General features: G+C 50.4%; 26 protein-coding genes. 18 read left to right on the top strand and 8 right to left on the bottom strand.

What is annotated here, in order from left to right; translation table 11 throughout:
- Positions 1–5 precede the first annotated feature (5 nt).
- Positions 6–260 carry a hypothetical protein gene (locus ACJJIO_RS04155; RefSeq protein WP_444910237.1) on the top strand — a complete coding sequence of 85 codons (255 nt, stop codon included), beginning with the start codon at positions 6–8 and terminating at the stop codon, positions 258–260.
- A 527-nt stretch (positions 261–787) separates the two neighbouring features.
- Here the strand turns inward: ACJJIO_RS04155 and argF are convergent.
- Together argF and ACJJIO_RS04145 are read right to left on the bottom strand one after the other, a co-directional pair.
- Positions 788–1,702 (bottom strand): ornithine carbamoyltransferase, encoded by a 915-nt coding sequence (argF, locus tag ACJJIO_RS04150; protein WP_444910236.1) that lies wholly within the window; start codon positions 1,700–1,702, stop codon positions 788–790.
- A 22-nt stretch (positions 1,703–1,724) separates the two neighbouring features.
- Positions 1,725–2,909: an acetylornithine transaminase gene (locus ACJJIO_RS04145; protein WP_444910235.1), complete on the bottom strand. Its 1,185-nt coding sequence runs from the start codon at positions 2,907–2,909 to the stop codon at positions 1,725–1,727.
- A 322-nt stretch (positions 2,910–3,231) separates the two neighbouring features.
- Between ACJJIO_RS04145 and grxD the strand changes: the two genes are divergently transcribed.
- Entirely contained in the window at positions 3,232–3,564 is a 333-nt protein-coding gene (gene grxD, locus ACJJIO_RS04140; protein ID WP_444884108.1) for a Grx4 family monothiol glutaredoxin, read from the top strand.
- Positions 3,565–3,676: 112 nt separating this feature from the next.
- Here the strand turns inward: grxD and bfr are convergent, their stop codons facing one another.
- From bfr to ACJJIO_RS04125, 3 genes are all read right to left on the bottom strand, one after another.
- Positions 3,677–4,168: a bacterioferritin gene (gene bfr, locus ACJJIO_RS04135; RefSeq protein ID WP_252082861.1), complete on the bottom strand. Its 492-nt coding sequence runs from the start codon at positions 4,166–4,168 to the stop codon at positions 3,677–3,679.
- Between the two features lie 299 nt (positions 4,169–4,467).
- Positions 4,468–5,796: a DUF2254 domain-containing protein gene (locus ACJJIO_RS04130; protein ID WP_444910234.1), complete on the bottom strand. Its 1,329-nt coding sequence runs from the start codon at positions 5,794–5,796 to the stop codon at positions 4,468–4,470.
- A gap of 149 nt (positions 5,797–5,945) precedes the next feature.
- On the bottom strand, positions 5,946–6,188 hold the full coding sequence (locus ACJJIO_RS04125; protein ID WP_435583619.1) for a bacterioferritin-associated ferredoxin: 243 nt from the start codon (positions 6,186–6,188) through the stop codon (positions 5,946–5,948).
- Between the two features lie 305 nt (positions 6,189–6,493).
- On the opposite strand from ACJJIO_RS04125, the gene ACJJIO_RS04120 reads away from it, so the two are divergent.
- From ACJJIO_RS04120 to ACJJIO_RS04090, 7 genes are all read left to right on the top strand, one after another.
- On the top strand, positions 6,494–7,096 hold the full coding sequence (locus ACJJIO_RS04120) for a peroxiredoxin (protein ID WP_444910233.1): 603 nt from the start codon (positions 6,494–6,496) through the stop codon (positions 7,094–7,096).
- A 246-nt stretch (positions 7,097–7,342) separates the two neighbouring features.
- A complete protein-coding gene (locus ACJJIO_RS04115; RefSeq protein ID WP_252082855.1) occupies positions 7,343–8,554 on the top strand; it encodes a serine hydrolase domain-containing protein in 1,212 nt (403 codons plus the stop codon).
- A gap of 261 nt (positions 8,555–8,815) precedes the next feature.
- Positions 8,816–10,732 (top strand): molecular chaperone HtpG, encoded by a 1,917-nt coding sequence (gene htpG, locus ACJJIO_RS04110; protein WP_444910232.1) that lies wholly within the window; start codon positions 8,816–8,818, stop codon positions 10,730–10,732.
- A 252-nt stretch (positions 10,733–10,984) separates the two neighbouring features.
- The gene (locus tag ACJJIO_RS04105; protein ID WP_252082853.1) at positions 10,985–12,016 is read left to right on the top strand and encodes an NAD(P)H-dependent glycerol-3-phosphate dehydrogenase; all 1,032 of its coding nucleotides are present in this window, start codon (positions 10,985–10,987) and stop codon (positions 12,014–12,016) included.
- A gap of 12 nt (positions 12,017–12,028) precedes the next feature.
- Complete coding sequence (locus ACJJIO_RS04100; RefSeq protein WP_444910231.1) at positions 12,029–12,547, top strand: DUF4389 domain-containing protein; 519 nt, start codon at positions 12,029–12,031, stop codon at positions 12,545–12,547.
- Positions 12,548–12,566: 19 nt separating this feature from the next.
- The gene (gene sixA, locus ACJJIO_RS04095) at positions 12,567–13,025 is read left to right on the top strand and encodes a phosphohistidine phosphatase SixA (protein WP_444910230.1); all 459 of its coding nucleotides are present in this window, start codon (positions 12,567–12,569) and stop codon (positions 13,023–13,025) included.
- Positions 13,026–13,158: 133 nt separating this feature from the next.
- Positions 13,159–14,025 carry an alpha/beta fold hydrolase gene (locus tag ACJJIO_RS04090; RefSeq protein WP_444910229.1) on the top strand — a complete coding sequence of 289 codons (867 nt, stop codon included), beginning with the start codon at positions 13,159–13,161 and terminating at the stop codon, positions 14,023–14,025.
- Here the strand turns inward: ACJJIO_RS04090 and ACJJIO_RS04085 are convergent.
- Entirely contained in the window at positions 14,022–14,366 is a 345-nt protein-coding gene (locus tag ACJJIO_RS04085) for a 5-carboxymethyl-2-hydroxymuconate Delta-isomerase (protein WP_252082845.1), read from the bottom strand. The two genes, ACJJIO_RS04090 and ACJJIO_RS04085, sit on opposite strands and share 4 nt — an antisense overlap.
- Before the next feature lie 59 nt (positions 14,367–14,425).
- Positions 14,426–14,971: a GTP cyclohydrolase I FolE gene (gene folE, locus ACJJIO_RS04080; protein WP_252082843.1), complete on the bottom strand. Its 546-nt coding sequence runs from the start codon at positions 14,969–14,971 to the stop codon at positions 14,426–14,428.
- Between the two features lie 374 nt (positions 14,972–15,345).
- Between folE and prmB the strand changes: the two genes are divergently transcribed.
- Positions 15,346–16,269 (top strand): 50S ribosomal protein L3 N(5)-glutamine methyltransferase, encoded by a 924-nt coding sequence (prmB, locus tag ACJJIO_RS04075; RefSeq protein WP_444884114.1) that lies wholly within the window; start codon positions 15,346–15,348, stop codon positions 16,267–16,269.
- Positions 16,270–16,446: 177 nt separating this feature from the next.
- Complete coding sequence (gene aroC / locus ACJJIO_RS04070; protein WP_444910228.1) at positions 16,447–17,523, top strand: chorismate synthase; 1,077 nt, start codon at positions 16,447–16,449, stop codon at positions 17,521–17,523.
- Positions 17,524–17,620: 97 nt separating this feature from the next.
- Here the strand turns inward: aroC and ACJJIO_RS04065 are convergent, their stop codons facing one another.
- On the bottom strand, positions 17,621–18,661 hold the full coding sequence (locus ACJJIO_RS04065; RefSeq protein WP_444910227.1) for an integron integrase: 1,041 nt from the start codon (positions 18,659–18,661) through the stop codon (positions 17,621–17,623).
- A gap of 311 nt (positions 18,662–18,972) precedes the next feature.
- On the opposite strand from ACJJIO_RS04065, the gene ACJJIO_RS04060 reads away from it, so the two are divergent.
- From ACJJIO_RS04060 to ACJJIO_RS04030, 7 genes are all read left to right on the top strand, one after another.
- Complete coding sequence (locus ACJJIO_RS04060; RefSeq protein ID WP_444910226.1) at positions 18,973–19,356, top strand: hypothetical protein; 384 nt, start codon at positions 18,973–18,975, stop codon at positions 19,354–19,356.
- A gap of 99 nt (positions 19,357–19,455) precedes the next feature.
- Positions 19,456–19,983 (top strand): hypothetical protein, encoded by a 528-nt coding sequence (locus tag ACJJIO_RS04055; protein ID WP_444910225.1) that lies wholly within the window; start codon positions 19,456–19,458, stop codon positions 19,981–19,983.
- Between the two features lie 129 nt (positions 19,984–20,112).
- The gene (locus ACJJIO_RS04050) at positions 20,113–20,658 is read left to right on the top strand and encodes an ankyrin repeat domain-containing protein (protein ID WP_444910224.1); all 546 of its coding nucleotides are present in this window, start codon (positions 20,113–20,115) and stop codon (positions 20,656–20,658) included.
- A 100-nt stretch (positions 20,659–20,758) separates the two neighbouring features.
- Positions 20,759–21,256 (top strand): hypothetical protein, encoded by a 498-nt coding sequence (locus ACJJIO_RS04045; protein WP_444910223.1) that lies wholly within the window; start codon positions 20,759–20,761, stop codon positions 21,254–21,256.
- Positions 21,257–21,348: 92 nt separating this feature from the next.
- Positions 21,349–21,711 (top strand): hypothetical protein, encoded by a 363-nt coding sequence (locus ACJJIO_RS04040; RefSeq protein ID WP_444910222.1) that lies wholly within the window; start codon positions 21,349–21,351, stop codon positions 21,709–21,711.
- 106 nt (positions 21,712–21,817) lie between these two features.
- Positions 21,818–22,093, top strand: a complete 276-nt coding sequence (locus ACJJIO_RS04035; RefSeq protein WP_444910221.1) for a hypothetical protein — start codon at positions 21,818–21,820, stop codon at positions 22,091–22,093.
- Between the two features lie 113 nt (positions 22,094–22,206).
- Positions 22,207–22,470 carry a hypothetical protein gene (locus tag ACJJIO_RS04030; RefSeq protein ID WP_444910220.1) on the top strand — a complete coding sequence of 88 codons (264 nt, stop codon included), beginning with the start codon at positions 22,207–22,209 and terminating at the stop codon, positions 22,468–22,470.
- Positions 22,471–22,565: the final 95 nt, after the last annotated feature.

Here is a 22,565-nt window from a genome sequence, read left to right as displayed (position 1 = left end):
CGCGTGTGTTCACCAGAACAGCGCCACTGGACTGCGTGGCATATGCGGAGCGAGTCCATCGCTTGGCCAGTGATTCCTCCCACACCGTGAAGGCACTGGAAACAGGCGGCTCGGTGGCCGGCATTCAGTTAAGCTTTGCCGGCTGCTGCCTGTGGCGGATCATTCCTTTCCGCCCGCTTACCTCTGATTCTGCTTTGAAAAAAGCAGCGTCTGGCACCGGCCGCCAAAAAGTGTGGCGGAGTGCCGGGATTCGCCCCTAGATTTGGGGATGCTCAAGGTCCCTTACCCCAATATATAGGGGGTATGCCTCGAGCGCGCTACAAGATAATGCGGTAGGCGGGTCAGTTCAAGCCGAATAACTTTGTGGTTGTTTGTGGATAAATTGTGGGTAGGCGTGTTGAGTCAGTAGCCACTTCTGCGGCAGGTCCCGCCACAGCTGGGCTGCATGGCATTTGTCAGTGAAGGGAGAAGGGTAATACAAGCTCTTACAATTTTTTTTAATAGCCGGGGCGTTCTAAATTAACAACGGCAATAACCATTTGCGAATGTGCGCAATTTGAGCAAGTTGGTACTAAGATGATCAGTTTTGTGGCGTGATTTTTTTGTTGCAACATGGCTGGTTATTATTTGTTCACCCGCATTATTTCGCTTGAACCTGTATTTTGATGTCACGAAAAAAGTGCGTGGTCGTTTTTTAAACGGGTATCAGATGGTGGGGGGGGTAGGTCGGAGGATGGGCCGGTCGACAGGTTGTAAATAACGCTATCGACCGACGCATAATAAAACCTTACTGGCTGTGCTCCTGTAAAAACTCCATGAGTGCTTTCTGTGCATGTAGGCGATTTTCCGCCTCGTCCCACACCTTGGAAATACACTCGTCCTCCAGTAATTCGGCGCTGACTTCCTCACCGCGGTGCGCTGGCAGACAATGCATGAAAATTGCGTTTTCGTTGGCGTGGCTCATCAGCTCGTGATTCACTTGGTAGCGGTCGAAGGCTTTTCTGCGGGCTTGTTGTTCTGCCTCCTGGCCCATAGAAGCCCACACATCGGTACTGACCCAGTCGGCATCGCGCACGGCCTCCACAGGGTTATGCACAACTTTTACCCGATCGCCGGCGGCAGCGACAATATCGGCATCTGGAGCATATCCTTGGGGGCAAGAGATACGTAGTTCAAAGTCGCAAAGCCGCGCCGCATTGATATAGGAGTGGCACATATTGTTGCCGTCGCCCACCCAGGCCACCACTTTGCCCGCGGGGCTGCCGCGGTGTTCGACGAAAGTCTGGATATCGGCGAGTAACTGGCAGGGGTGGTAACTGTCAGATAAAGCATTGATTACGGGCACCCGTGAGTGGGCTGCGAAGCGCTCCACATTTTGATGGCCGAAGGTGCGGATCATTACTATGTCGACCATGCGTGAGATCACCCGAGCGCTGTCTTCGATAGGTTCGCCGCGCCCTAGTTGGGTGTCGCGCGGTGACAGAAACAGGGCGCTGCCACCCATCTGCGCCATGCCAGCTTCAAAAGAGACACGGGTGCGGGTGGAAGACTTTTCAAAAATCATTCCCAGCACTTTGCCGCGAAAGAGGTCGGTAGTAATGCCCTGATTGCGCAGGGTTTTTAATTCGATAGCGCGCTCGATAATTTGTTTTAGCTCCTCTGCGGAGAGATCCATTAAGGTGAGGAAATGCCTGGTCGCCATAAATTGTTCTCCTTTGAGTGCTTCAGACTGCCTGCGGGGTAAATTGTTGAATCAGAGTGCTGACATCGTCAGCCAGTTGCTGGCACTCCTCGTCAGTAAGGGTGAGTGGAGGCAGTAGCCGCACCACATTGCCGGCGGTGACGTTGATCAGCAACGCCTGCTCCCTAGCCCGTTCGACGAGCTCAGCGCAAGGGTGGTTGAGCTCAATACCGATCATCAGACCCTGTCCGCGAATATCCACTACCCCTGGGCAATCGCCCAGTCGCATGCGCAGGGAGTGTAGTAACTGTTCGCCCAATTTTTCTGCGCGCTCGATTAACCACTCGCCCTGAAGAGCCTCCAGCACGGCAAGACCGGCACGGCAAGCGAGAGGATTGCCGCCGAAGGTCGAACCGTGGCTGCCAGCGGTGAAAAGGCTGGCAGCCTTGCCGCGGGCGAGACAGGCGCCGATAGGGACACCATTGCCGAGCCCTTTGGCGGTGGTTAATACATCCGGCACTATGTCGGCGTGCTGGTAGGCAAACATTCTGCCGCTGCGACCGTTGCCGGTCTGGATCTCATCCAACATTAACAGCCAGTCGTGTCGATCGCAGAGTGTACGAAGTTGTTTTAGGTAGTCGGTATCTGGTACGCGGACACCGCCTTCCCCTTGTATTGGTTCCACCAGTATGGCGACGATATCGCTGTGCTGTTGTGCAAGGTTTTCAATGGCTTGCACATCGTTGAAAGGCACCCGCAAAAAACCCTCGGGTAAGGGGGCGAAGCCCTGTTGTGCCTTTTCATTGCCTGTTGCCGTAAGCGTGGCGAGGGTTCGCCCATGGAAAGCGCCTTCCATAACCACAATTTGCGGTGTCACCAGCCGGCGCTCATTACCGAGTTTACGCGCTAGCTTGATAGCGGCCTCATTGGCCTCAGCACCGGAGTTGGAGAAAAATACATTATCCATACCCGATAGGAATACGAGCCGGTCGGCCAACTGCTGTTGGGGAGGAATGTTGTACAGGTTGGATACATGCAGCAGGGTGTTGGCCTGCTCCTGTAGGGCTTCGGTGACTTTTGGATGGCAGTGGCCAAGACCGCAGACGGCGATACCGGAAATAGCGTCCAGGTAGCGGTGGCCGCGATCATCCCACACGTAGTTTCCCTCGCCGCGGACCAGGGTCAGGGTCCTTTCGCCATAGTTGTGCATCAGTGTGTGGGGGGGCACTGAGACGCCTCCTTATTTAATCATTGGGTTTGTTTAATAGAAGTCGTTTCCGCAGATAATTCTGTTTGATGTATTTTAATCTGCAAATTATATTGTTGAACTAATGCTAACACAGCCTTTGCGGCGTGTGGGCCATCTATTTGATTTCTCTTTGTAAAGGATGGGGCCATTGGGGAGTGGTGCGCATTTTTTGGCTATGCACTGCTGCGGGTACTTATTCCCCCCTGCGCTGAGGTACAATGGCCGACCGTGCGCAATGGCTGGGTGCCGATGCGATACACGTTAATAAATTTGCTTCCACCACCTGAGGTTTCTCACGCTTATGGATACACTGGAGAACATCAAACAGCAGATTGCTGACAACGACATTCTGCTCTACATGAAAGGTAGCCCCAACGCGCCCCAGTGCGGCTTTTCCATGCGCGCCTCCCAGGCGATGATGGCCTGCGGTAAGCGCTTTGCTTATGTGGATATCCTGGCTAATCCAGATATTCGCGCTGAATTGCCCAAGTACGCCAATTGGCCGACTTTCCCTCAGCTTTGGGTGAAGGGTGAGTTGGTCGGCGGTTGCGACATCATTATGGAAATGTATGAAAATGGTGAGCTGAAAACCCTGATCGATGAGGCATCGGCGGAGAGTGAAGGCGAAGGTTAATTTTCGTTTTTGCTTCGATGTATCTGCCTGGTGAAAGCGGCAGTACATGGTTGAGAATAAAAAAACCGCAGTTGAAACTGCGGTTTTTTTATACCTGTTAAGGTTGTTCTAATTATTTGCCAGAGTGGCCGGCTGCAGTTTCCATTTGAGTTTGCAGGTAGTTTTGAATGCCCACTTTGTCAATCAGTTCGAGCTGAGTCTCCAGCCAGTCGACATGCTCTTCTTCGGAGTCGAGAATTTTTTCCAGTAATTCACGGCTGCCGTAATCGCGTACCGATTCACAGTAGGCGATGGCTTCGCGCAGATCGGGAATTGCTTTGGATTCAATCTTCAAGTCGCACTTGAGCATTTCCTCGGTATTCTCACCGATCATCAATTTGCCCAGGTGCTGCAGATTGGGGATACCCTCAAGGAACAGGATACGCTCAATCAGCCAATCGGCGTGTTTCATTTCATCGATGGATTCGTGGTATTCCTGTTTGCCCAGCTCTTTTAAACCCCAGTTGTCGTACATGCGCGCATGCAGAAAATACTGGTTGATAGCTACCAGCTCATTGCCCAGTACTTTATTTAAATGTTCGATAACCTTGGGATCGCCTTTCATAGCTTTTGCTCCTGTGGCCCTGCGAGCTAGATAACACCCTCAGAGAATTCCTATTTGTTGGTTACTTGAAATAAGTAGCAATAAAAAGTCACTAAATTGTGTTAGTCACTTATGTCTGCAGCTGACCGATTTCCCACAATTTATTTTAGGGTGATAGCTGCAATCCGGGCCGAGTTTGCGTTGCGATTTGCGGCAAGTCAAGAAGAAGTTGTTAGCTGCGGAATGCAGAAAAAACACGGTTTTTAACACGAATTTGGCCGAAAATAGCAACGAAAATGATTCTTGTTTAGGTTGCAGTGTCAGCTGGCGAGCTTTTTTTGAATAGCGGATATTATTTGCTGAATTTCAGTGGAATCGGTTTCACTCCTAATAAAGTTTTTATTGTCGTTGGCCAGACGTTGCAGATAATTAAATAGTGCAGCCTTGTCTTTTTCCCTTTGGCAAACTTCGGCGAGATGTTCCAATGCGTTGAGTAAGTGGCGCATAAAAACGCCATTGGCGCGGCCGTGTTCGACGATTTCATCCAGTGAAGCATCAAGCAGCTGAGTAAATTCCAATTTGCAGCTGATTAGGCGTAAAGCTCCGCTGGAGTCAGTAAAACAATTCGCAGGTTCCGGTCTTTGCAGCACAGTACCGAGACCCTCAATGAGGCGGTCAACACAGGAATAGGCTGTGAAAGGATCATTAATACCGGGGGATAGTGCACGTACTGCAATCTGTGATAACTGGCGCACAGAAAAAACAATGTCCTGCTCGGCAGTGGGCAATGCGCCAATTTGTAGGGCGGACTGCAGTGGTGGAATTATCTTTTCAGGGTTGTCGCCCTGATAAATTCTACCGATGTGCCCCCAGTGATGCACATAGGAGCCGGGGTGACAATGGACCTGCACACAGCAATTAAATTTTTCCGCAATGGCAATTATTTTTTCCCGGTCGATGATCTGTATATAGCCCCCGCGAGGAGTGGGTAAGGGGATCCACCCAGGCCCCAATGCCAGGCGCTCAGTATCGAAGTGCTCGCCGCGTTTGGGCTCTGTTGAGCTTGGGTATTCACGGTTTATTGCCTGGTGGAATTCCAGGTTGATCTGGTGGGCGATGTTATCCACTTGGATGGATTGCGCCACGTTGTGGATGAAATAAACGAGGTAGCCGACGCTGATTAGAGTGAGCAGTAAAGCGACTTGGATAGCAAAGCCATAGGTAGTGATTTCCCCAGTGCTACCCTCAATACCGCGCATTGTGACCAGTGCATAGACATAAGTTGAGAGAAAGATCCCGAGGGACCCCTGGGTACTGCGATCGCGGATAAAATTTCTTACCAGGTGAGGGCCAAACTGGTTGGAGGCAAGGGTTAGGGCCACCACAGTAATTGAGAATACAGTACCGGCAACTGTAATAGTTGAACCGGCAATTACCGAGAGCAAGGCGCGTGCGCTGTTAACGTCGGTCATATGCAGCCAGTCGAGAGTGGCGATATGGCCTGTTTCAAATAGAGGCAGCGCGCTTAAAAGGGCGTCCAGCTGACGCATCAGGTAGGCGAGCAGCAACGCCGACAGAATCATCACGAGTGGCACACTCCAAAAGCTGGAGCGAAGCCGTTCATAGAAGTGTAAGAGGTGCTTCTTCATGGGCAAAGCTGAGCACATTGATGTGCACCCAGCTTAGCGCACCGAGTGTGATTGCCAGAAGTCTAGGGAAAGCTGCAGGGGTAGGGCTTTAAGTATAACTGGCCGCCATTCATGGCAATCTATTCGTGCGCGGCGGCCAAAAAGAGAGCTTAGCTGGCGGAGTAAAACAGTCCGCTGGTGGCAGAGGAAATCATTCCGGTACCCAGGGTTTCACTGATAATTTCCTTGGTCTGCTCGGCGCAGCGACCGCACTGGGAAGAAACTCCGAGCTGGCGCCTCAGGGCCTTCACAGAGGTGGAGCCATCGTAGACAGCCTCTTTGATTTGGCGGTCGGTTATACCTTTACAGATACATACATACATCGTGGTGGGCTCTGCTCGATTTCTGTTCAATACTAGACTGATGTGAATCCTATTGCAATTGAGAATGAGTGTCAATAAGATTCCAGAAAGATTAAAAAGCGACCTCTGTGTTTCTTTTTTATGCGAATTACCGGTTGTTTTTTCCTATTTTGAGGCCTGGTTCACGCATAGCTTTTCCGCTATCAGGCTCATTAAAAAAATCTATGGGCCTGCAATAAGTGGATGTGTATCATAGCGGCCCACTATCAATTCCTATTCAATTTATAGCTGTTGCGTATAAATTGAACACTTCACTCTCTTTATCAACAACCCATTATTGGATTGAGGAGGTTTTCATGGCAGTACTGGTAGGCAAGCCGGCTCCGGACTTCACCGCTGCAGCGGTAAAGGGTAACGGCGAGATCGTCGATACTTTTAACCTGAAAGATACAATCAAAGGTAAGAAGGCTGTAGTTTTCTTCTACCCGCTGGACTTCACCTTCGTATGTCCTTCTGAGCTGATCGCTTTCGACCACCGCTTTGCCGAGTTCGAAAAGCGTGGTGTTGAGGTAATCGGTGTTTCCATCGACTCTCAGTTCTCTCACAACGCATGGCGTAACACCCCGGTCAACGACGGTGGTATCGGTCCAGTAAAATACACTCTGGTTGCCGATGTTAAGCACGAAATCTGCCAGGCGTACGACGTAGAAGCTGACGCTGGCGTCGCTTTCCGTGGCTCTTTCCTGATCGATGAGGAAGGTTTGGTTCGTCACCAGGTTGTGAACGATCTGCCACTGGGCCGCAACGTTGACGAAATGCTGCGTATGGTTGATGCTCTGGCGTTCCACCAGGAGCATGGCGAAGTTTGCCCGGCCGGTTGGCAGGAAGGCGACAAAGGTATGAACGCTTCTCCGGAAGGCGTAGCGGCTTACCTGAGTGAGAACGCTGAGAAGCTGTAAGCTCAAGTTCGCTGGGCTAGCTCGAAGCTAGTCCCGATGCAGAAAAAACCGCCGAAAGGCGGTTTTTTCGTTTTAATGAGTGCCAATACGCAGATCTATGCGGGTGGCATGGGGATTCACACAGGACTAATGGCAAGCGACTAGAATTCAGCAGTCAGTCCTGCGTGGCGCCTAAATAGAGTTTTTGCCCGTTGGCTGCTAGTCTTATCTGCATGTACCGGATTGCTTTGGCGGCTCGATTTGCTTATGAGACCTGCAATTCTTTCAAATATCGTCTACCACCTACGCGCCTGGAAGGCGTGTACCATTCTTTCACTACTGCTCCTATGCGCTGTGGCGCTACCTGTGCGGGCGATGGATATAGACGCCAGGGCCAAGGAGTTCGATCGATACTTCCGCAAGATGATGGCTGGCAAGTCGATCCCCGGTGGTGCCTATGTCATTGTTGATGGCAACCGGGTGGTGGCCATGGACACTTACGGTGTGCGCACACGCGGAAAGAAAGGTAAGGTGGATTCGGATACCGTTTTTCGCCTGGCCTCGGTCTCAAAGACCTTTGCCGCCAGTATGGCCACTCTGTTGGAGCATGAGGAGCGCTTTAATTGGGATGACAAGGTAGTCAATTATGTGCCGGATCTCAGCTTCAAGACGCCGTCCCTGTCTCGCCAGCTGCAGGTAGAGCATTTACTCAGTCACTCCTCCGGCTTAACGCCCAATGCCTACGATGATTATCTGGAGGACAATAAACCGCTCAGCAAAATATTGCCGAAATTCGCGAATATTGACCCACGCTGTACTCCGGGAAAATGCTATGGCTACCAGAATGTGCTGTTCAGCCTGATTGAAGATGTGATTCTTGAGGCGACAGGTACCACCTTTGCCAAACAACTCAAGACGAGAATCTTTGTGCCGCTGAAAATGCAGAATGCCTCGGTAGGTTGGGAGAGCTTTATGGCCTCGGACAACCGCGCCGCGCCGCATGTGCAAACAGGCAGTGGCTGGCGTCCGGTGAAAGTGGAAAAAGAGTACTATTTCGCCGCCCCAGCAGCGGGTGTCAACGCCAGTATTTCAGATATGGCCCAGTGGTTGAAAGCACAAATGGGTTACTACCCCAAGGTACTTTCTCCCGCAATGATCGAGGATATGACCACCGAGCGAGTGTCCACTCAGCGCCATATGCGCCACCGTATCTGGCGGGATTACCTATCTCATGCCGGTTATGGTCTCGGCTGGCGTCTCTACACCATCGGGGATGACCGCATTATCTATCACGGTGGCTGGGTGGCAGGTTTCCGTGCGGCAGTGGCCTACTCGGAGAAACTGAAAATCGGTATCGCCATCTTGCTGAATGCCGAATCCCGGGTGATCTCCGATATGACCGCCAACTTTGTGATCGACGTGACCGGCAGTAAGGGCAAAGCCGCTACGCTCAAGGCTAAGGCCAGCCGCAAGCGTTAGTTGACTGTGTAATAGTCAATAATGCACTCCCCTTAAAGCCCCAGCTGGTGGGATTTTAAGGGGAAGTCCCAACTCTAAAATGTCTTCTTGAAACCCCACCGTTTCCCGTAAAGTCTAATCTGAATTGCGAATTACAGTCAGCGCCGTTTGCGTTACGGCATCATGCAGATATTCCCTATTTCCAGCTTTGCCCTTGAAACCTGTCAGCAGGTCCCAATATTTGCTCCCTGTTCCGATTGACGTGTATGGGGAGACCTACAGATGACCGTTGAGGCCCACAAAGAGAGCCACGGGTTCCAGACAGAAGCCAAGCAACTGCTGCACCTGATGATCCACTCGCTCTACTCCAATAAGGAGATTTTCCTGCGCGAGCTGGTATCCAATGCCTCCGATGCCGCTGACAAACTGCGCTTTGAGGCACTGTCCAAGCCAGAATTATTTGCCGATGATACGGATTTGCGTATTCGTATCGAGTTCGATAAAGATGCGGGCACCCTGACCATTACCGATAACGGTATTGGTATGAGCCGTGACGAAGTGATCGAAAACCTCGGTACCATCGCTCGCTCCGGTACCTCCGCCTTTATGCAGCAACTCACCGGTGACCAGAAAAAAGATGCGCACCTGATCGGTCAGTTTGGTGTTGGTTTTTACTCAGCATTTATTGTCGCCGATAAAGTGGATGTGTTTACTCGTCGCGCAGGTGCAGAAGCCGATCAGGGTGTGCACTGGGAGTGTCACGGCGAAGCGGAATATTCCGTAGAAAATGCAGAGTTGCCCCAGCGCGGTACCCGTGTCGTTCTGCATCTGAAAGAAGATGCCAAAGAGTTTGCCGATGGTTGGCGCCTGCGCTCCATTATTAAAAAGTACTCCGATCACATCGCTATTCCGGTAGAGATGCTGAAAGAGGAAATGCCGGCGGCAGAGGGCGAGGAAGAAAAAGAAGAGAAGGCGCCCGAGTTTGAAGCGGTCAATGCGGCCCAGGCGTTGTGGACCCGCCCACGCTCCGAAGTGAAAGCCGAGGAGTACAAAGAATTTTATAAGCATATTTCCCACGATTTTGATGATCCACTCAGCTGGAGCCACAATCGTGTTGAGGGCAAGCAGGATTACACCAGCCTGCTGTATATTCCGGCGCGTGCCCCCTTTGACTTGTATCAGCGCGATGCCGCCCGCGGTCTCAAGCTTTATGTACAACGCACTTTTATCATGGACGACGCCGAGCAGTTCCTGCCGCTGTACCTGCGTTTCGTGAAGGGTGTACTGGACTCCAACGATCTGCCGCTAAACGTTTCCCGTGAAATCCTGCAAAAAGACCGCAATACCGATGCGATCAAAAGCGCACTGACTAAGCGTGTGCTGGATATGCTGGATAAGCTGGCGAAGAAGGACGGTGACGAGTACCAGAAATTCTGGGACCTGTTTGGCAATGTGCTGAAAGAGGGGCCGGCAGAGGATTTCTCCAATAAAGATAAAGTGGCCAAGCTGCTGCGTTTCGCCACCACGCATACCGATACCGACAAACAAGATCAGTCCCTGGAAGACTACGTCAGCCGTATGAAAGATGGCCAAAAGGCGATCTACTACGTGTGCGCAGACAATTTCGCGACAGCGAAATCCAGCCCCTACCTGGAAGTATTCCGTAAGAAGGGTATCGAGGTGCTGCTGCTCACTGATCAGGTGGACGAGTGGTTCGTGGGCCATATGAACGAGTTTGATGGCAAGCCGTTCCAGGATGTGGCCAAAGGTGCGCTGGATTTGGGTGAGGCCGAGAGCGAGGAGGATAAAGCCGAACGCGAGAAAGTTGAGAATGAGTCCGGTGCGCTGGTTGAGCGCGTTCAGTCTGTTCTGGATAGCCGTGTGGAATCTGTGCGCGCTACCACTCGCCTGGTGGACTCGCCGGCGTGTCTGGTGGTGAGCGAGCAGGATATGGGTCCGCAGATGCGCCGTATCCTCGAACAGGCCGGACAGGCGGTACCTGAAGCCAAGCCGATTTTTGAAATTAACCCATCGCACCCGCTGGTACAGCGCCTGGATCAGGAGCAGGATGAGGATCGCTTTGCCGATCTCACCAATATTCTGATGGATCAGGCCAACTTGGCGGCGGGCAACCAGCTAACAGATCCGGCCGACTATGTGCGTCGCCTGAATACACTGCTGCTGGAAATGCACGACTAAGTTTTAATCAGTTGTTATTGGCTTTCAGGAGCCTGGCGCGGTGATTTCTTCGGAAGTTCTTGCGCCTTATTTCTGCGGCCTCAGCGGAACAGCCCGGTTGTGCAACCGGTAGCTTGTCCCGCTGGGGCCGTTTTCCGTTTTTGGCGTGTTAATTTGTAACTTTACGCGCAAGATCCTGATAGTTGAACCCTTTGGGATGAGCGGGTCATACCTCTATAATCCCTGCCCTCGAGAAGCTTTATCGGTATCAATATGCAAAAGGAAACTTCCAACCCTCTCTCCATCGCTGTATTGGGCGGCGGTAGTTTCGGTACGGCCATTGCTAATATTATTGCGGGTAATGGTCACGATACCCGCCAGTGGATGCGGGATTCGGAGAGCGCGGAAGCCTGTCGGGAAACCCGTGAGAACAGCAAGTATTTGCCCGGAGTGGCCCTGCACCCAGAGCTTTGTATCAGCAGCGACCTGCAGGAAGTGGTACGGAACTGCAATATTGTATTTGTCGCTATCCCCAGTAAATCTTTCCGTGAAGTGGTCCGCCGGGTGGCCCCGCTGCTAAAACCGGGCACCATGTTGATTTCCACCACTAAGGGAATAGAGCACGATAGTTTTCATTTGATGAGCGATATCCTGCGCGAGGAGACCCAGGGTATGCGCGTGGGGGTGCTGAGCGGGCCCAACTTCGCTAAGGAAATTGTCGCAGGTCACTACACAGCAACCGTGGTTGCCAGTGAAGATGAAGCGCTGTGCAAGGATATCCAATCCGCACTGCATTCCGAGACTTTCCGCGTTTACTCCAGTAACGATGTGTTTGGTGTGGAACTGGCGGGGGCGCTGAAAAATATTTATGCCATTGTCACCGGTATGGCGGCGGCCTTGGACCGGGGGCAAAATACCATCAGCCTGCTGATTACCCGTTCGCTCGCAGAGATGATGCGCTTTGCCGAGGCTATGGGTGCAGATCCTATGACTTTTATCGGCCTCGCCGGCGTTGGCGATTTAATCCTGACCTGTTCCTCCGACCTCAGCCGTAACTACCGGGTAGGTTATTTGGTGGGCAAGGGCAAGCCTTTGGATCGTGCTGTCGCGGAAATCGGTCAGGTCGCCGAAGGGGTGAATACGGTTCGTCTGATTAAAAAGAAAGCCGATGAAATGGGCGTCTACATGCCCTTGGTTTCCGCAATTCACGCCATATTATTTGAAGAGCGACCGATTCCTGAGGTAATTCGCAATTTAATGTCGGGCGCGCAAACTTTTGATGTGGCCTACTCGGCCAAGCCTTGATGGAAGCCTCTTATGAAAAATGATGATTTAAAGCGCAACCTGACTTCCGGGAACCAGTGGGTGCGGCTGATCTATATGGTGCTGTTTGCGATCTGCCTGCAGATTGCCAGCTGGGTGCTGCTCGCGGTGGTTGTGCTGCAGTTCCTGTTCTCGATTATTGGTGGCAGTGCCAATGATAATTTGCGCCGTTTTGGCGACCAACTCGCCTCCTATATTTATCAGGCGATACAGTTTTTAATTTACAACTCTGAGGAAAAGCCTTTTCCTTTTGCAGAGTGGCCGGAATCTGAAGTGGACGATCTCTCCGGTTACGAGGGCGCGCAAGAGGTTAGTGCAGAAGTTATGGCTTCCGATGATGAAGCCGAGGCCGAGAAAAAAACTGAGTCCAAAAAGGAAGAAGAAGCCGAGGAGGCCATTATCCTCGGTAGTGATGACGGTAAGCCCGAGCTGGTAGAGGAGAGTGCAGAGGAGTCCTCAACGCCCTTCAGTGAGCAGAAGGGTGAGTCTGACAAGCGCGGCGACACACACTAAACCGATTGAGGCGAAGTCAATGCAGCTGTTTATCCTGCGTCATGGTAAGGCCGAACCCATGTACGGTAACGATGCCGGCCGTGCGCTTACGGAGCGCGGTCGTAAGCAGGTGGCGCAGGTATGCAAAGAGCGCGCTGAGGAGTTGTCCTCCGTGCGCGCTATTTGGGCGAGCCCCTTTGTGCGCACTCAGCAGACAGCTGATATTGTCTCCGCCCACTTGGGGTTGCCTGTTGTTACCGAGTCATTGCTGATTGGCGATACCGATCCACAGCAGCTACTCGACAAGTTACAGGAACAGCAAGCCGATCATTTCCCTCTTCTCCTGGTGAGCCATCAACCACTGGTGGGTAGCCTGTTGAACGGTCTCTGCGGTAGTGGCAATCAACACCCGATGGGGACCTCCAGCCTCGCCTGTGTCAGCGCGGAGGTCTGGGCCAATGGTTGTGCTGAGTTGCAGTGGTTACAGCACCCCAGCTAGCCATTTTTCCCTCCGGTTTTTACCCTTTGCCTTCAAATCCCTAGGTTGCTGGCGCTAACTGTCATTGCCTGCGGGCCTTTGGACCTGCACCATCTGGCTCTTTAATATTCACTTTCTTCTGGAATCTGCGCGCATGAAGCAAGCCGCCCCCCGTGAGATCAGCCTGGAATTCGACAGCAAGACCATTGCCGCAAAGCAGTGGGGGGATGGCACAGGGGAGCCGGTATTGGCGCTGCACGGATGGCTGGATAATTGCGCCAGCTTTGATCGTCTGGCCCCACTCTTGAAAGGCGTTAATTTGGTCGCCGTGGATATGGCAGGCCATGGGCGCAGCTACCATCGGTCTCCCCATGCTAATTACAATATTTGGGAAGAAGCTGAGGATATTATTGGTACCTCCGAAGCACTGGGCTGGCGCAGTTTTTCTTTACTGGCCCATTCCCGCGGCGCTATTGCCAGTGTGATAACGGCAGGCACCTTTCCCAAACGCATCAAACGCCTGGCCCTGATTGATGGCCTGGTACCTCCTGCTACCAAGGATAGCGAGGCGCCGGATATTCTCGCTAAGGCTATCGCCCAGCGTGCCCGTTACAGCCAGCGCAGGGCAAAGATTTACCCCACTTTTGAGGGAGCGGTAGAAGCGCGTATGAACGGCATGTTCCCGCTGACAGAATGGGCGGCGCGCGCGCTGGCCGAGCGGGGGACCCTGCCACTAGAAGGTGGCTTCACCTGGAGTAATGATCCGCGCCTGATGGCGGCGTCCTCTGCCAAGCTTAACGAGGCGCAGGTGCGCGCTTTTCTATCCCGCCTGAGCATGCCGGTGCGCCTGGTGCTGGCGAAGGAGGGGATTGCGAATATGATCGAGCGGCTGCGCCCGGTGTTGGAGAGCTATAAAACGATCGAGGTTAGGGAAATACCCGGCAGCCATCACCTGCATATGGAAGAGGGCGCCGAGGGCATTGCCGAGTGGTTTGGTCCCTTCCTGCGTGGAGAAGCTTAGAAGGGCACCCGCTTTGAGTAACTGCCGGGGTCCATTTCACGCACTTCTACCGAGACCGCTGGTACCCCATCGGCAAATTGGCACAGGCAGTTAAAAACCGCTGAACTCAACGCTTCCCGCTCGCGGTTGTTGCGGCCTGCCAGTAAGCGGATTTCCGCGTGAATAAAGCTATCGCCGTGCTCACCGGCAATAAATTGGTCGTAGGGCTTGGCGCGGGTCTTGATGGTATGGGAGGCGAATAAGCCGGAGCTATGCATTGCCTCTTGAGCCGAGCTGACCAGGGCGGCGACAGAAATACGTTCTTCCAGATTCTTGGCGTACTCAATAACCAGATGGGGCATGGTGGTTCACTCCGTGATTGCGGGCGGCCCAGGGGACCGCACGTTGCTAGCTCGCAGCCTTAAGGGCGGCTGATCAGGGAAAGAAACTCGTTGCGTGTGGCTTGGTTCTCGCGGAAGGTGCCCAGCATTGCCGAACTCTTCATCACGGAGTTCTGCTTCTCCACGCCGCGCATCATCATACACATATGCTTTGCTTCAATAATAACGCCAACACCGGCGGCATTAGTGACAGATTGCAGGGTTTTGGCGATCTGTGTGGTCAGCTGCTCCTGGATTTGCAGGCGGCGTGCGTACATATCGACAATACGCGCTACCTTGGATAGGCCCAGCACCTTGCCTTGGGGGATATAGGCCACGTGGGCGCGACCGATAAATGGCAGCATATGGTGCTCGCACAGGGAGTAGAGCTCGATATCCTTGACCAATACCATGTCGGTGCAGTCACTGGGGAAGAGTGCGTCGCTGACAACCTCTTGAACGGTCTGCTGATAGCCGCGGGTCAGGTATTCCATGGCCTTGGCAGCGCGCTTCGGAGTATCTTTGAGTCCGGGGCGCTGCAGGTCTTCGCCGATTGCTTCAATAATTCGTGCGTAGTGTTCGTTCATGCTGCTCTTTCCAACATCTCAGCCCGAGGGGGCGGGTGCGCTACCCTAAGCGTTTGTAACCCGAGAGTAAAGATCCGCGCGGACCTAGGGGCCTATTGGTACCAATTTGATCGCTACTGTCGGGGCCATTGCGAGCTCGGGGAGGCAAAAGGAGTGAATCCACATAAACGACCGACAATGCAGCTGGGTGAAAAATAGCCTAGGCCCTTCGGGTTACAGCTGTTAAACCGTCACTCAGCGTTACTCGTCGCTTATTTGGAACAACCAAACTACACTCCTCGTGCCTTGATTGGCGCTTCTATAGCCACAGCAGAGGCTACTTAATGAGTGACAATAGGCCTTGATGAGATACATAGCACTTAAGGATAGATTCAATGATAGAAAGGCGTGAATCCAGCCTGCACGAGCTGACCACGGTTTTGGACTATATCCGCTGGGGAGCCAGCCGTTTTAGCGAAGCGGGCCTTTGGTATGGTCACGGCACGGACAATGCCTGGGACGAGGCGGTACTGCTGGTAACCCACGCACTGCACCTGCCGCCCTACAGTAAGCAGGAAATCCTGCATGCACGTTTGACCATGGAGGAGAGACGGGACGTGCTTACTCTCCTAGAGCGGCGCTTTATCGAGCGTTTGCCAGCGGCTTATCTGACCAACGAAGCACATTTTTGCGATATGACTTTTTATGTGGATGAGCGGGTGTTGGTGCCGCGTTCCCCTATAGGTGAAATGATCCGCCACAATTTTGAGCCTTGGCTTAATGTAGAACCGTTGGCAATCCTCGACCTCTGTTGTGGCAGTGGCTGTATCGGCCTCGCCTGTGCAGAGGCCTTCCCTGAAGCGAGAGTCGACCTGAGTGATATTTCTGAAGGCGCTATTGAAGTGGCACAGCTGAATATCAATCGCCACCAGCTCAATGAGCGTGTGCGCGCAGTGCAGTCGGATCTTTTCAGTGGTTTGCAAGGCATGAGTTACGAGTTGATCGTGTGTAACCCTCCCTATGTGGATGCACGCGATCTGGCAGAGATGCCGCAAGAATACCTGGCCGAGCCGGAGATTGCCTTGGGTTCCGGTGATGATGGTCTTGATTTTACCCGCCGTTTGCTGCGTGAGGCTGCCAATCACCTTCAGCCAGAAGGCTTACTGGTCTGTGAGGTGGGCAACAGTTGGGAAGCTCTGGAACAGGCTTTCCCGGAAGTGCCATTTATGTGGCCCGAATTTGAGGATGGTGGCCACGGTGTGTTTGTGATTAGTCGCGAAGAGCTGCTCGCCTACCAAAGCCACTTTGAAAAAGAGTAATTCTTTTTCTGAACCCGGCAAAAGCTATTGCCGGGTTCTCTGGTAAAGCCACATAGCTGCAGCAATTGTGCTTTTTACCTTGAACGCCGCGCGCGGCGGCTAGATCCTTTATAATGCGCGGCTCTGCATAAAGCCAACCGCTGTTAATTTATCAACTGTTATCTGGAAAAGTCGCATATGTCGGGCAATACCTTTGGCAAGCTGTTTTGCGTCACCACCTTTGGCGAGAGCCATGGTCCAGCCTTGGGCTGTATCGTCGATGGCTGCCCCCCGGGGTTGGAGATCAGTGAAGAGGAGATCCAGCTGGAGCTGGACCGCCGAAAGCCGGGTACTTCTCGCTATACCACACAGCGCCGTGAACCGGATCAAGTGAAAATTCTATCCGGTGTGTTTGAAGGAAAAACTACCGGTACTCCTATTGGCCTGTTGATTGAAAATACGGATCAGCGCTCTAAAGACTATGGCAATATCGCTGAGCAGGTACGCCCGGCGCACGCCGATTACACCTACTGGCAAAAATACGGTATTCGTGACTACCGCGGTGGAGGTCGCTCTTCTGCAAGGGAGACCGCCATGCGTGTTGCGGCCGGGGCCATCGCCAAGAAATGGCTTAAGCAGAAATACGGTATTGAAGTACGCGGTTACCTGTCCCAGCTGGGACCAATTAAAGTGCAAAAACTGGATTGGGAGCAGGTCGAGCAGAATCCATTCTTTTGCCCGGATGCCGAACGAGTACCCGAGATGGAAGCTTATATGCAAGCCTTGATCAAAGAGGGTAACTCCATCGGTGCAAGGATCTCAGTACACGCCAGCGGCGTCCCTGCAGGGCTGGGCGAGCCGATTTTTGATCGCCTGGATGCAGACTTGGCCCATGGCCTGATGAGTATCAACGCGGTGAAAGGGGTGGAGATTGGAGCCGGCTTTGATTGTGTGGAGCAAAAGGGCACCGAGCATCGCGATGAAATTACTCCCGAGGAGGGTTTCCTCTCCAATAATGCCGGTGGCATTCTCGGCGGTATTTCCAGTGGCCAGGATCTTGTTGCCCATATTGCACTGAAACCCACTTCCAGCTTGCGTATCCCCGGCCGAAGTATCGATCGCTCAGGCAATGCTATTGAGGTGGTCACCAAAGGTCGCCACGATCCCTGCGTAGGTATCCGCGCAACGCCAATTGCTGAAGCAATGATGGCTCTTGTTTTGATCGACCATGCTCTGCGCCACCGAGCACAGAATGGTGACGTAACACCGGGATAATTTGATCGGCCTTTTTCTATTGCGATACCGGCGAAAGCCGGTATCCGGTCTTCTCGCTGCTAAGATGCAGCCAATAAGCTAAGCCCCTGTACTTCCTCTACTTTACCCCCAAAAAATAGTTAGCTCCAGCTTCCTCAATTTTATTAATGTTGCGCAGTCGATCTGAGGGGCTTAAAACGCCTTTATTTCCCCGGTTTACGACATGGGTATAAATTTCAGTAGTACTAACATCCGAATGCCCTAGCAGCTCCTGAATCGTACGCAAGTCATAACCCGCTTCGAGCAAGTGAGTCGCAAAACTATGGCGAAATGCATGGCAACGAGCCGGTTTGTTGACTCCCGCTAGCTTGACAGCTATACGAACCTGGCGCGCTAAAGTTGTTGCGTGCATATGGTGCCTTCTGTTTTCACCGGAGCGAGGACATTGGCCGATGGTGCTGGAAGGGAAAAGGTATTGCCAGGCGAGTTGTCGGCTTGCACTTGGATACTTTCTTTCCAAAGCGTTAGGTAAATAAACCGAACCAAAACCGGCCAAAAGATCTTGTTGGTGCAATAGGGAAACCGTCTCTATTTGCCTATGTAACTGCACAATTAGCCCGTTAGGTAATATTGTAGTGCGATCCTTATCCCCCTTGCCACCTCGAACAAAAATATTATTGCTGTCGAAGTCTATATCCTTTACCCATAAAGAAAGCAGTTCGGCACTGCGAAGGCCGCTACCGTACATTAGCTCAACTTGTAATCTGTAAGTGCCTTCAAGATGATCCAAAATTGCTGATATTTCTCTACGGCTATAAACCACAGGTAAGTACTTTTGTTGTTTTGCCAGTTTAAGGTCCAATGCTTGAATATCCCTACCTAAGAATCTCTTGTACAGATATATCAAAGCGTTCAGAGCTATTCGTTGTGTATTCGCGGAGCAGAGACCTTGAACTGCAAGGTGAGAGAGAAACGTCTCAATCTCAACAGCTCCCATATCAGCAGGGTGCTTCTTTTTATTGAAATGAATGAAGCGTTTAACCCAATGCGTGTAAGTTTGTTCTGTTCGGTACGACAGTCCTTGTTTTCGAATATGAAATCGCAGATTGTCCATAAAGCGTTCAGGCTTACTTGGAATTTTGTGGCGAATCTCATCCATGATATTGGCCTTTATCTGTTTTTATATACAGTATTTACTATTTTGTTCTGCTGTCAATATCAGAATTCAAGAGAAGCTCCTTCTATTTCTGGGGGTGACGATCTATATCTTTGATTTTTATGGAGAAGGTAATGTTATAAAGAGCAGAAAAGGCAGATAGATATATAGCGTCTGCTATATATCTATCTGTTGAAAATTATGCCAAAGATCTTAACTTTTTGATATTATTAGGTTTTTGAGATTATCTTGAAAGAAATGAGTCGAATTATATAGGAGGGTGATATAAAGACGCTTCTTTTGAATTAACTGTTATGTGCAAGGAAATTAAAATCGGATTATTTTATAAAATATTTATCTTTATCATTGGAGTAGCCCCTGCAACATGTTGGTTCTTGCTTGGGTCATATTGGTCTTTTGGCTTATTTAATAATATTGTCAATATCCCGTTATGGTTATTGTTTTATAGTTTTGCTCTATTTGGAGTCTTAGGCTTCTGGCTTGAGTTGCTAAAGCCAGATAAATATAAAGCACTTATTTCTATTGGGATGATCCTTGGTTGTCTTGTTGCTTGTGTAATATATTTTACAGAACCTAATATGTTTAGAGAGCTATTTTTAGCAGTTTTCTCACCTGTTGTAGCTGGCATTGTAATATTAATAAAAAATGCACATAACAAGTTTGTGCACAGGACTTAATTTCCGTTACACCTTTTGCCATTGCTTCGCAATTATACGGCAAAAGGTTCCACTACAATCAAGCCTGTGACAAAGGCGTTAGGCATCAAGGAGTAGATAGTGTCTTTGAAAGTTGGAGACTGGGTTAGAAGTTACAGCTCAGGAATATGGCAGGTGTATCGAATAATTGACTATAAATGCCTAGATCCTGTCACAGGAGAAGAGCAGAATAAAACTACTGTATTCTCTAAACGCTTTGTATCTAATTCGTGCAAAGGTTCTTTCAAAGAGGAATGTTGCGATTCTTCATTGGTCGAGAAATTGAGCAAAGATGAAAGAGCGGAGCTACAAATTTTCATCGGAGAAAATAAAAATCTGTATGAGAAATATTTGGCTTATGAGCCTAAAGGTATCGATTGTATCTACAACGCAAGAATAGGAGTGCCTGAGTCGAGAGATTTGTCAGAAATTAACGATTCACTATCTGGCGCAGAAGCAATGAGAGACATAGATATAAGCCGCTATTTAACCGAACTAGGCTACAACACGAAGGCAATGCCGTCTTGGACAGTGCAATTTGTTTCTAAGAATTTCAGCGTGGTGGGTGGTTACCTAATGTTTAGATTCAACAGGGTCTTGGAGTATTGAATGCCTAACAAATCAATCAACTACGCGCCTTCGGCGCCGGACAGCTTACACTGCGCTTCGCTTCGTTCCAGCTGTCGGTTATTGAGGCGTTATGTATCTGCTGCGCTATGAAACTTTAAAGGATCAAAAATGAATAAAATTAAATTTGTTGTGATTTTAATGTCAGTACTTGTCTCAAATAGCTCTTTAGCTTGCGATTTGTTTAGCAAAATTATTGACGGCAACCCTATAGATGTAGAGCTGTGTCTGAAAGCAGGTGCTGATGTCAATAAAAAATCAGCTATGGCGAATGCAAGTCCTTTAGTCATTGCTGTTAATCACTCCGGTAGAATTTCACCCAAAATAGTAAAGTCGCTTATAGACGCGGGGGCTAAAGTAAACTACATGGATGACCATGGAGTAATCCCGCTTATTACAGCATCAAAGAAAGGCTATATTGAGGTGGTAAAGTTGCTAATTAGTGGCGGAGCAAACGTAGACATTAAGGATAAAAAGGGAAGAACACCATTAATTATGGCGGCTATTAATAATCAACTAGAAGCAGTAAAAATGCTTGTTGCACATGGTGCTGATCCAAGAATCAAAGATAACTCAGGTCAGGATGCAATAGCCAGAGCGAAAAGCTGGAAAAGAAACGATATTGTTGCTTATTTAGAGTCTCTCAAAAATACATAACAAAAGGTTGCAGTACGTTCCGGCCTTTGGCCTCCACCGGACTCGTCAAGCCTCGCTTGCCGAGCCACTGAACCAGGCGTTAAGCGCATAGGGATAGATTGTGCTGCCAAATCATCATAAAGAAATTGCCGTTTTCCTGAAGGAACGTCTACAAGGCAGTGCATCAGTTACAGCCTTCCGAGACAACCACGGCTCCAGGCCTATTCCTATTGGGCAATTCGGTGGTTCCTTTTTTTCAACCATCGGTGCGTTTGATATGCAGCTGAAGCTGCCAAACGGTAACTTTGAGCTTGCGGCATCTGGCACCCCTGAATGGCTTCCAAACGCCGTTGCATCATCGATCTACTGGCTTACTGGGCGAGAGTGCAGTGAATGGCCACTCGTGTGTGAAGATGTCGTCAGAGACAATACCAGAAGCACGTATCGCCACATGGCATACGTCCCTTCGATATTTGGTCTGACCGTGTCGTCTGGCCAAACTATTCAATGGTTACTGGGCGTCCCCCTAGTCGACCGCGACATAGGCATTACAGCTTCACAGGTTTTAGAGAGAGCGCAGAAATTGTACCCAGACTGGTTGTTCAGTGCTGGCGCTTAACAAACAGGTCAAGTTCGCCCTTCGGGCGGGACGCTCCGCAGCTTCGCTGCTACGCGCCCCTTACCTGAGGCGTTAGCCGTAAGAAGTAGCTCATGGATAAATACGAGATTAAAGAATTAATAGGCGATTACGTAGAAGGAATTGTATCCCTGGATAGTCTAGACGGGTTGATTCAAGCGGTATTACTTGGTCCCGTTGAAACTAGTCAAGGACTACAACGCTATTACATTGATATAGATGCTTTACTGCTTGATAATATCGATACTTCAGAGTCAATTTGGAGTCTTGGGGAGGATGAAACCTATAAAGGCAAAGAATCAGAAATTGTCTTTTTCGAAGAGTTAAACCACCTTCGGGGAGTAAGAAAAAGAATATTGTCTCAAGAGGATGGTATTGCTAAATGGCAGCGTATCGAGTTAAAAGTATTAAATAGAATCGGCGAATTACATGGCTAACAAGTCACTCCAGCTGACGTTTTTTCCGTCGATCCTTTTTGTGCTTATAGCACAAACGGACTCCTCCAAAAACGCAGCTGAGTGAAGCGTTATGTTTCAGAGAGTCATGAATAAAGTAGTAAATATTAGTGAGGTATTTAGCTGGCTGTTTCTACTTGTCTGGTTGTTATTGTCACTCAGGCAAGGCTGGGAAGGCATGCTTTTCGGCTTGCCGATCGCGTTTTATTTAGCAGCATTCTTACTATCTGTTGGCAGTGGGATGTATGAAGCTCTATCGGCACAAAGAGAAGTATCGTACAGTGTAGTGCTGCGGCGTTTTATACCAGGTATTTTTTGTGCCGTGTTCTTTGTTTGCATAATAGCTTTGGGCTTAAGCAAGTGAAAAAATATAACAAGCCTAGGCACGGGAAAATTTTCCGCTGCGCTCCAAATTTTCACGTGCTAAGGGCGTTATGCATCCAGTAGTTCAGAAAGGATTTAGAAGGAAACTAGACCGTGAAGAAAAAGCATTTTGAAAATTGGTCCAAGACAAGAGAAAAGGGAAGATCGAAATTTATTCTTATTAATGGATTGCTGGCTTGGGGGTTACCAATGTTTTTGGTCATGACATTCATAGCTAACAAGCCTGATGACGGACAGTGGTCGCCAACATTTATTGCTTTTAGCGCTGTTCTTTGGGCTCTGGGAGGTTTGGCTTTTGGCTATTTCGCATGGGGTTCAACTGAGCGCGCATACAAGAAGGAACTAGCAAAGCAGTAAAATGCATACAAGCGCAAGCAGTATGCTACGGCCCTTTGGGCCTCCACGGGACGCCCAATGCTATGCACGTTTTGTGCGGGTTGCTACGCTCCCAC

It is taken from the genome of Microbulbifer mixtoriginis (SeqCode), assembly GCF_052467235.1.
The sequence above is the reverse complement of the archived record's forward strand: the minus strand, read 5'-3'. Positions and strand labels throughout refer to the sequence as shown.

Excerpts from the sequence above, each read along its gene's own strand:
- argF (WP_444910236.1), bottom strand. The coding sequence starts at position 1,702 with ATGGCGACCAGGCATTTCCTCACCTTAATGGATCTCTCCGCAGAGGAG.
- grxD (WP_444884108.1), top strand. The coding sequence starts at position 3,232 with ATGGATACACTGGAGAACATCAAACAGCAGATTGCTGACAACGACATT.
- bfr (WP_252082861.1), bottom strand. The coding sequence starts at position 4,168 with ATGAAAGGCGATCCCAAGGTTATCGAACATTTAAATAAAGTACTGGGC.
- ACJJIO_RS04130 (WP_444910234.1), bottom strand. The coding sequence starts at position 5,796 with ATGAAGAAGCACCTCTTACACTTCTATGAACGGCTTCGCTCCAGCTTT.
- ACJJIO_RS04120 (WP_444910233.1), top strand. The coding sequence starts at position 6,494 with ATGGCAGTACTGGTAGGCAAGCCGGCTCCGGACTTCACCGCTGCAGCG.
- ACJJIO_RS04115 (WP_252082855.1), top strand. The coding sequence starts at position 7,343 with ATGAGACCTGCAATTCTTTCAAATATCGTCTACCACCTACGCGCCTGG.
- htpG (WP_444910232.1), top strand. The coding sequence starts at position 8,816 with ATGACCGTTGAGGCCCACAAAGAGAGCCACGGGTTCCAGACAGAAGCC.
- ACJJIO_RS04105 (WP_252082853.1), top strand. The coding sequence starts at position 10,985 with ATGCAAAAGGAAACTTCCAACCCTCTCTCCATCGCTGTATTGGGCGGC.
- ACJJIO_RS04100 (WP_444910231.1), top strand. The coding sequence starts at position 12,029 with ATGAAAAATGATGATTTAAAGCGCAACCTGACTTCCGGGAACCAGTGG.
- sixA (WP_444910230.1), top strand. The coding sequence starts at position 12,567 with ATGCAGCTGTTTATCCTGCGTCATGGTAAGGCCGAACCCATGTACGGT.
- ACJJIO_RS04090 (WP_444910229.1), top strand. The coding sequence starts at position 13,159 with ATGAAGCAAGCCGCCCCCCGTGAGATCAGCCTGGAATTCGACAGCAAG.
- ACJJIO_RS04085 (WP_252082845.1), bottom strand. The coding sequence starts at position 14,366 with ATGCCCCATCTGGTTATTGAGTACGCCAAGAATCTGGAAGAACGTATT.
- folE (WP_252082843.1), bottom strand. The coding sequence starts at position 14,971 with ATGAACGAACACTACGCACGAATTATTGAAGCAATCGGCGAAGACCTG.
- prmB (WP_444884114.1), top strand. The coding sequence starts at position 15,346 with ATGATAGAAAGGCGTGAATCCAGCCTGCACGAGCTGACCACGGTTTTG.
- aroC (WP_444910228.1), top strand. The coding sequence starts at position 16,447 with ATGTCGGGCAATACCTTTGGCAAGCTGTTTTGCGTCACCACCTTTGGC.
- ACJJIO_RS04065 (WP_444910227.1), bottom strand. The coding sequence starts at position 18,661 with ATGGATGAGATTCGCCACAAAATTCCAAGTAAGCCTGAACGCTTTATG.
- ACJJIO_RS04060 (WP_444910226.1), top strand. The coding sequence starts at position 18,973 with ATGTGCAAGGAAATTAAAATCGGATTATTTTATAAAATATTTATCTTT.
- ACJJIO_RS04050 (WP_444910224.1), top strand. The coding sequence starts at position 20,113 with ATGAATAAAATTAAATTTGTTGTGATTTTAATGTCAGTACTTGTCTCA.
- ACJJIO_RS04040 (WP_444910222.1), top strand. The coding sequence starts at position 21,349 with ATGGATAAATACGAGATTAAAGAATTAATAGGCGATTACGTAGAAGGA.
- ACJJIO_RS04035 (WP_444910221.1), top strand. The coding sequence starts at position 21,818 with ATGAATAAAGTAGTAAATATTAGTGAGGTATTTAGCTGGCTGTTTCTA.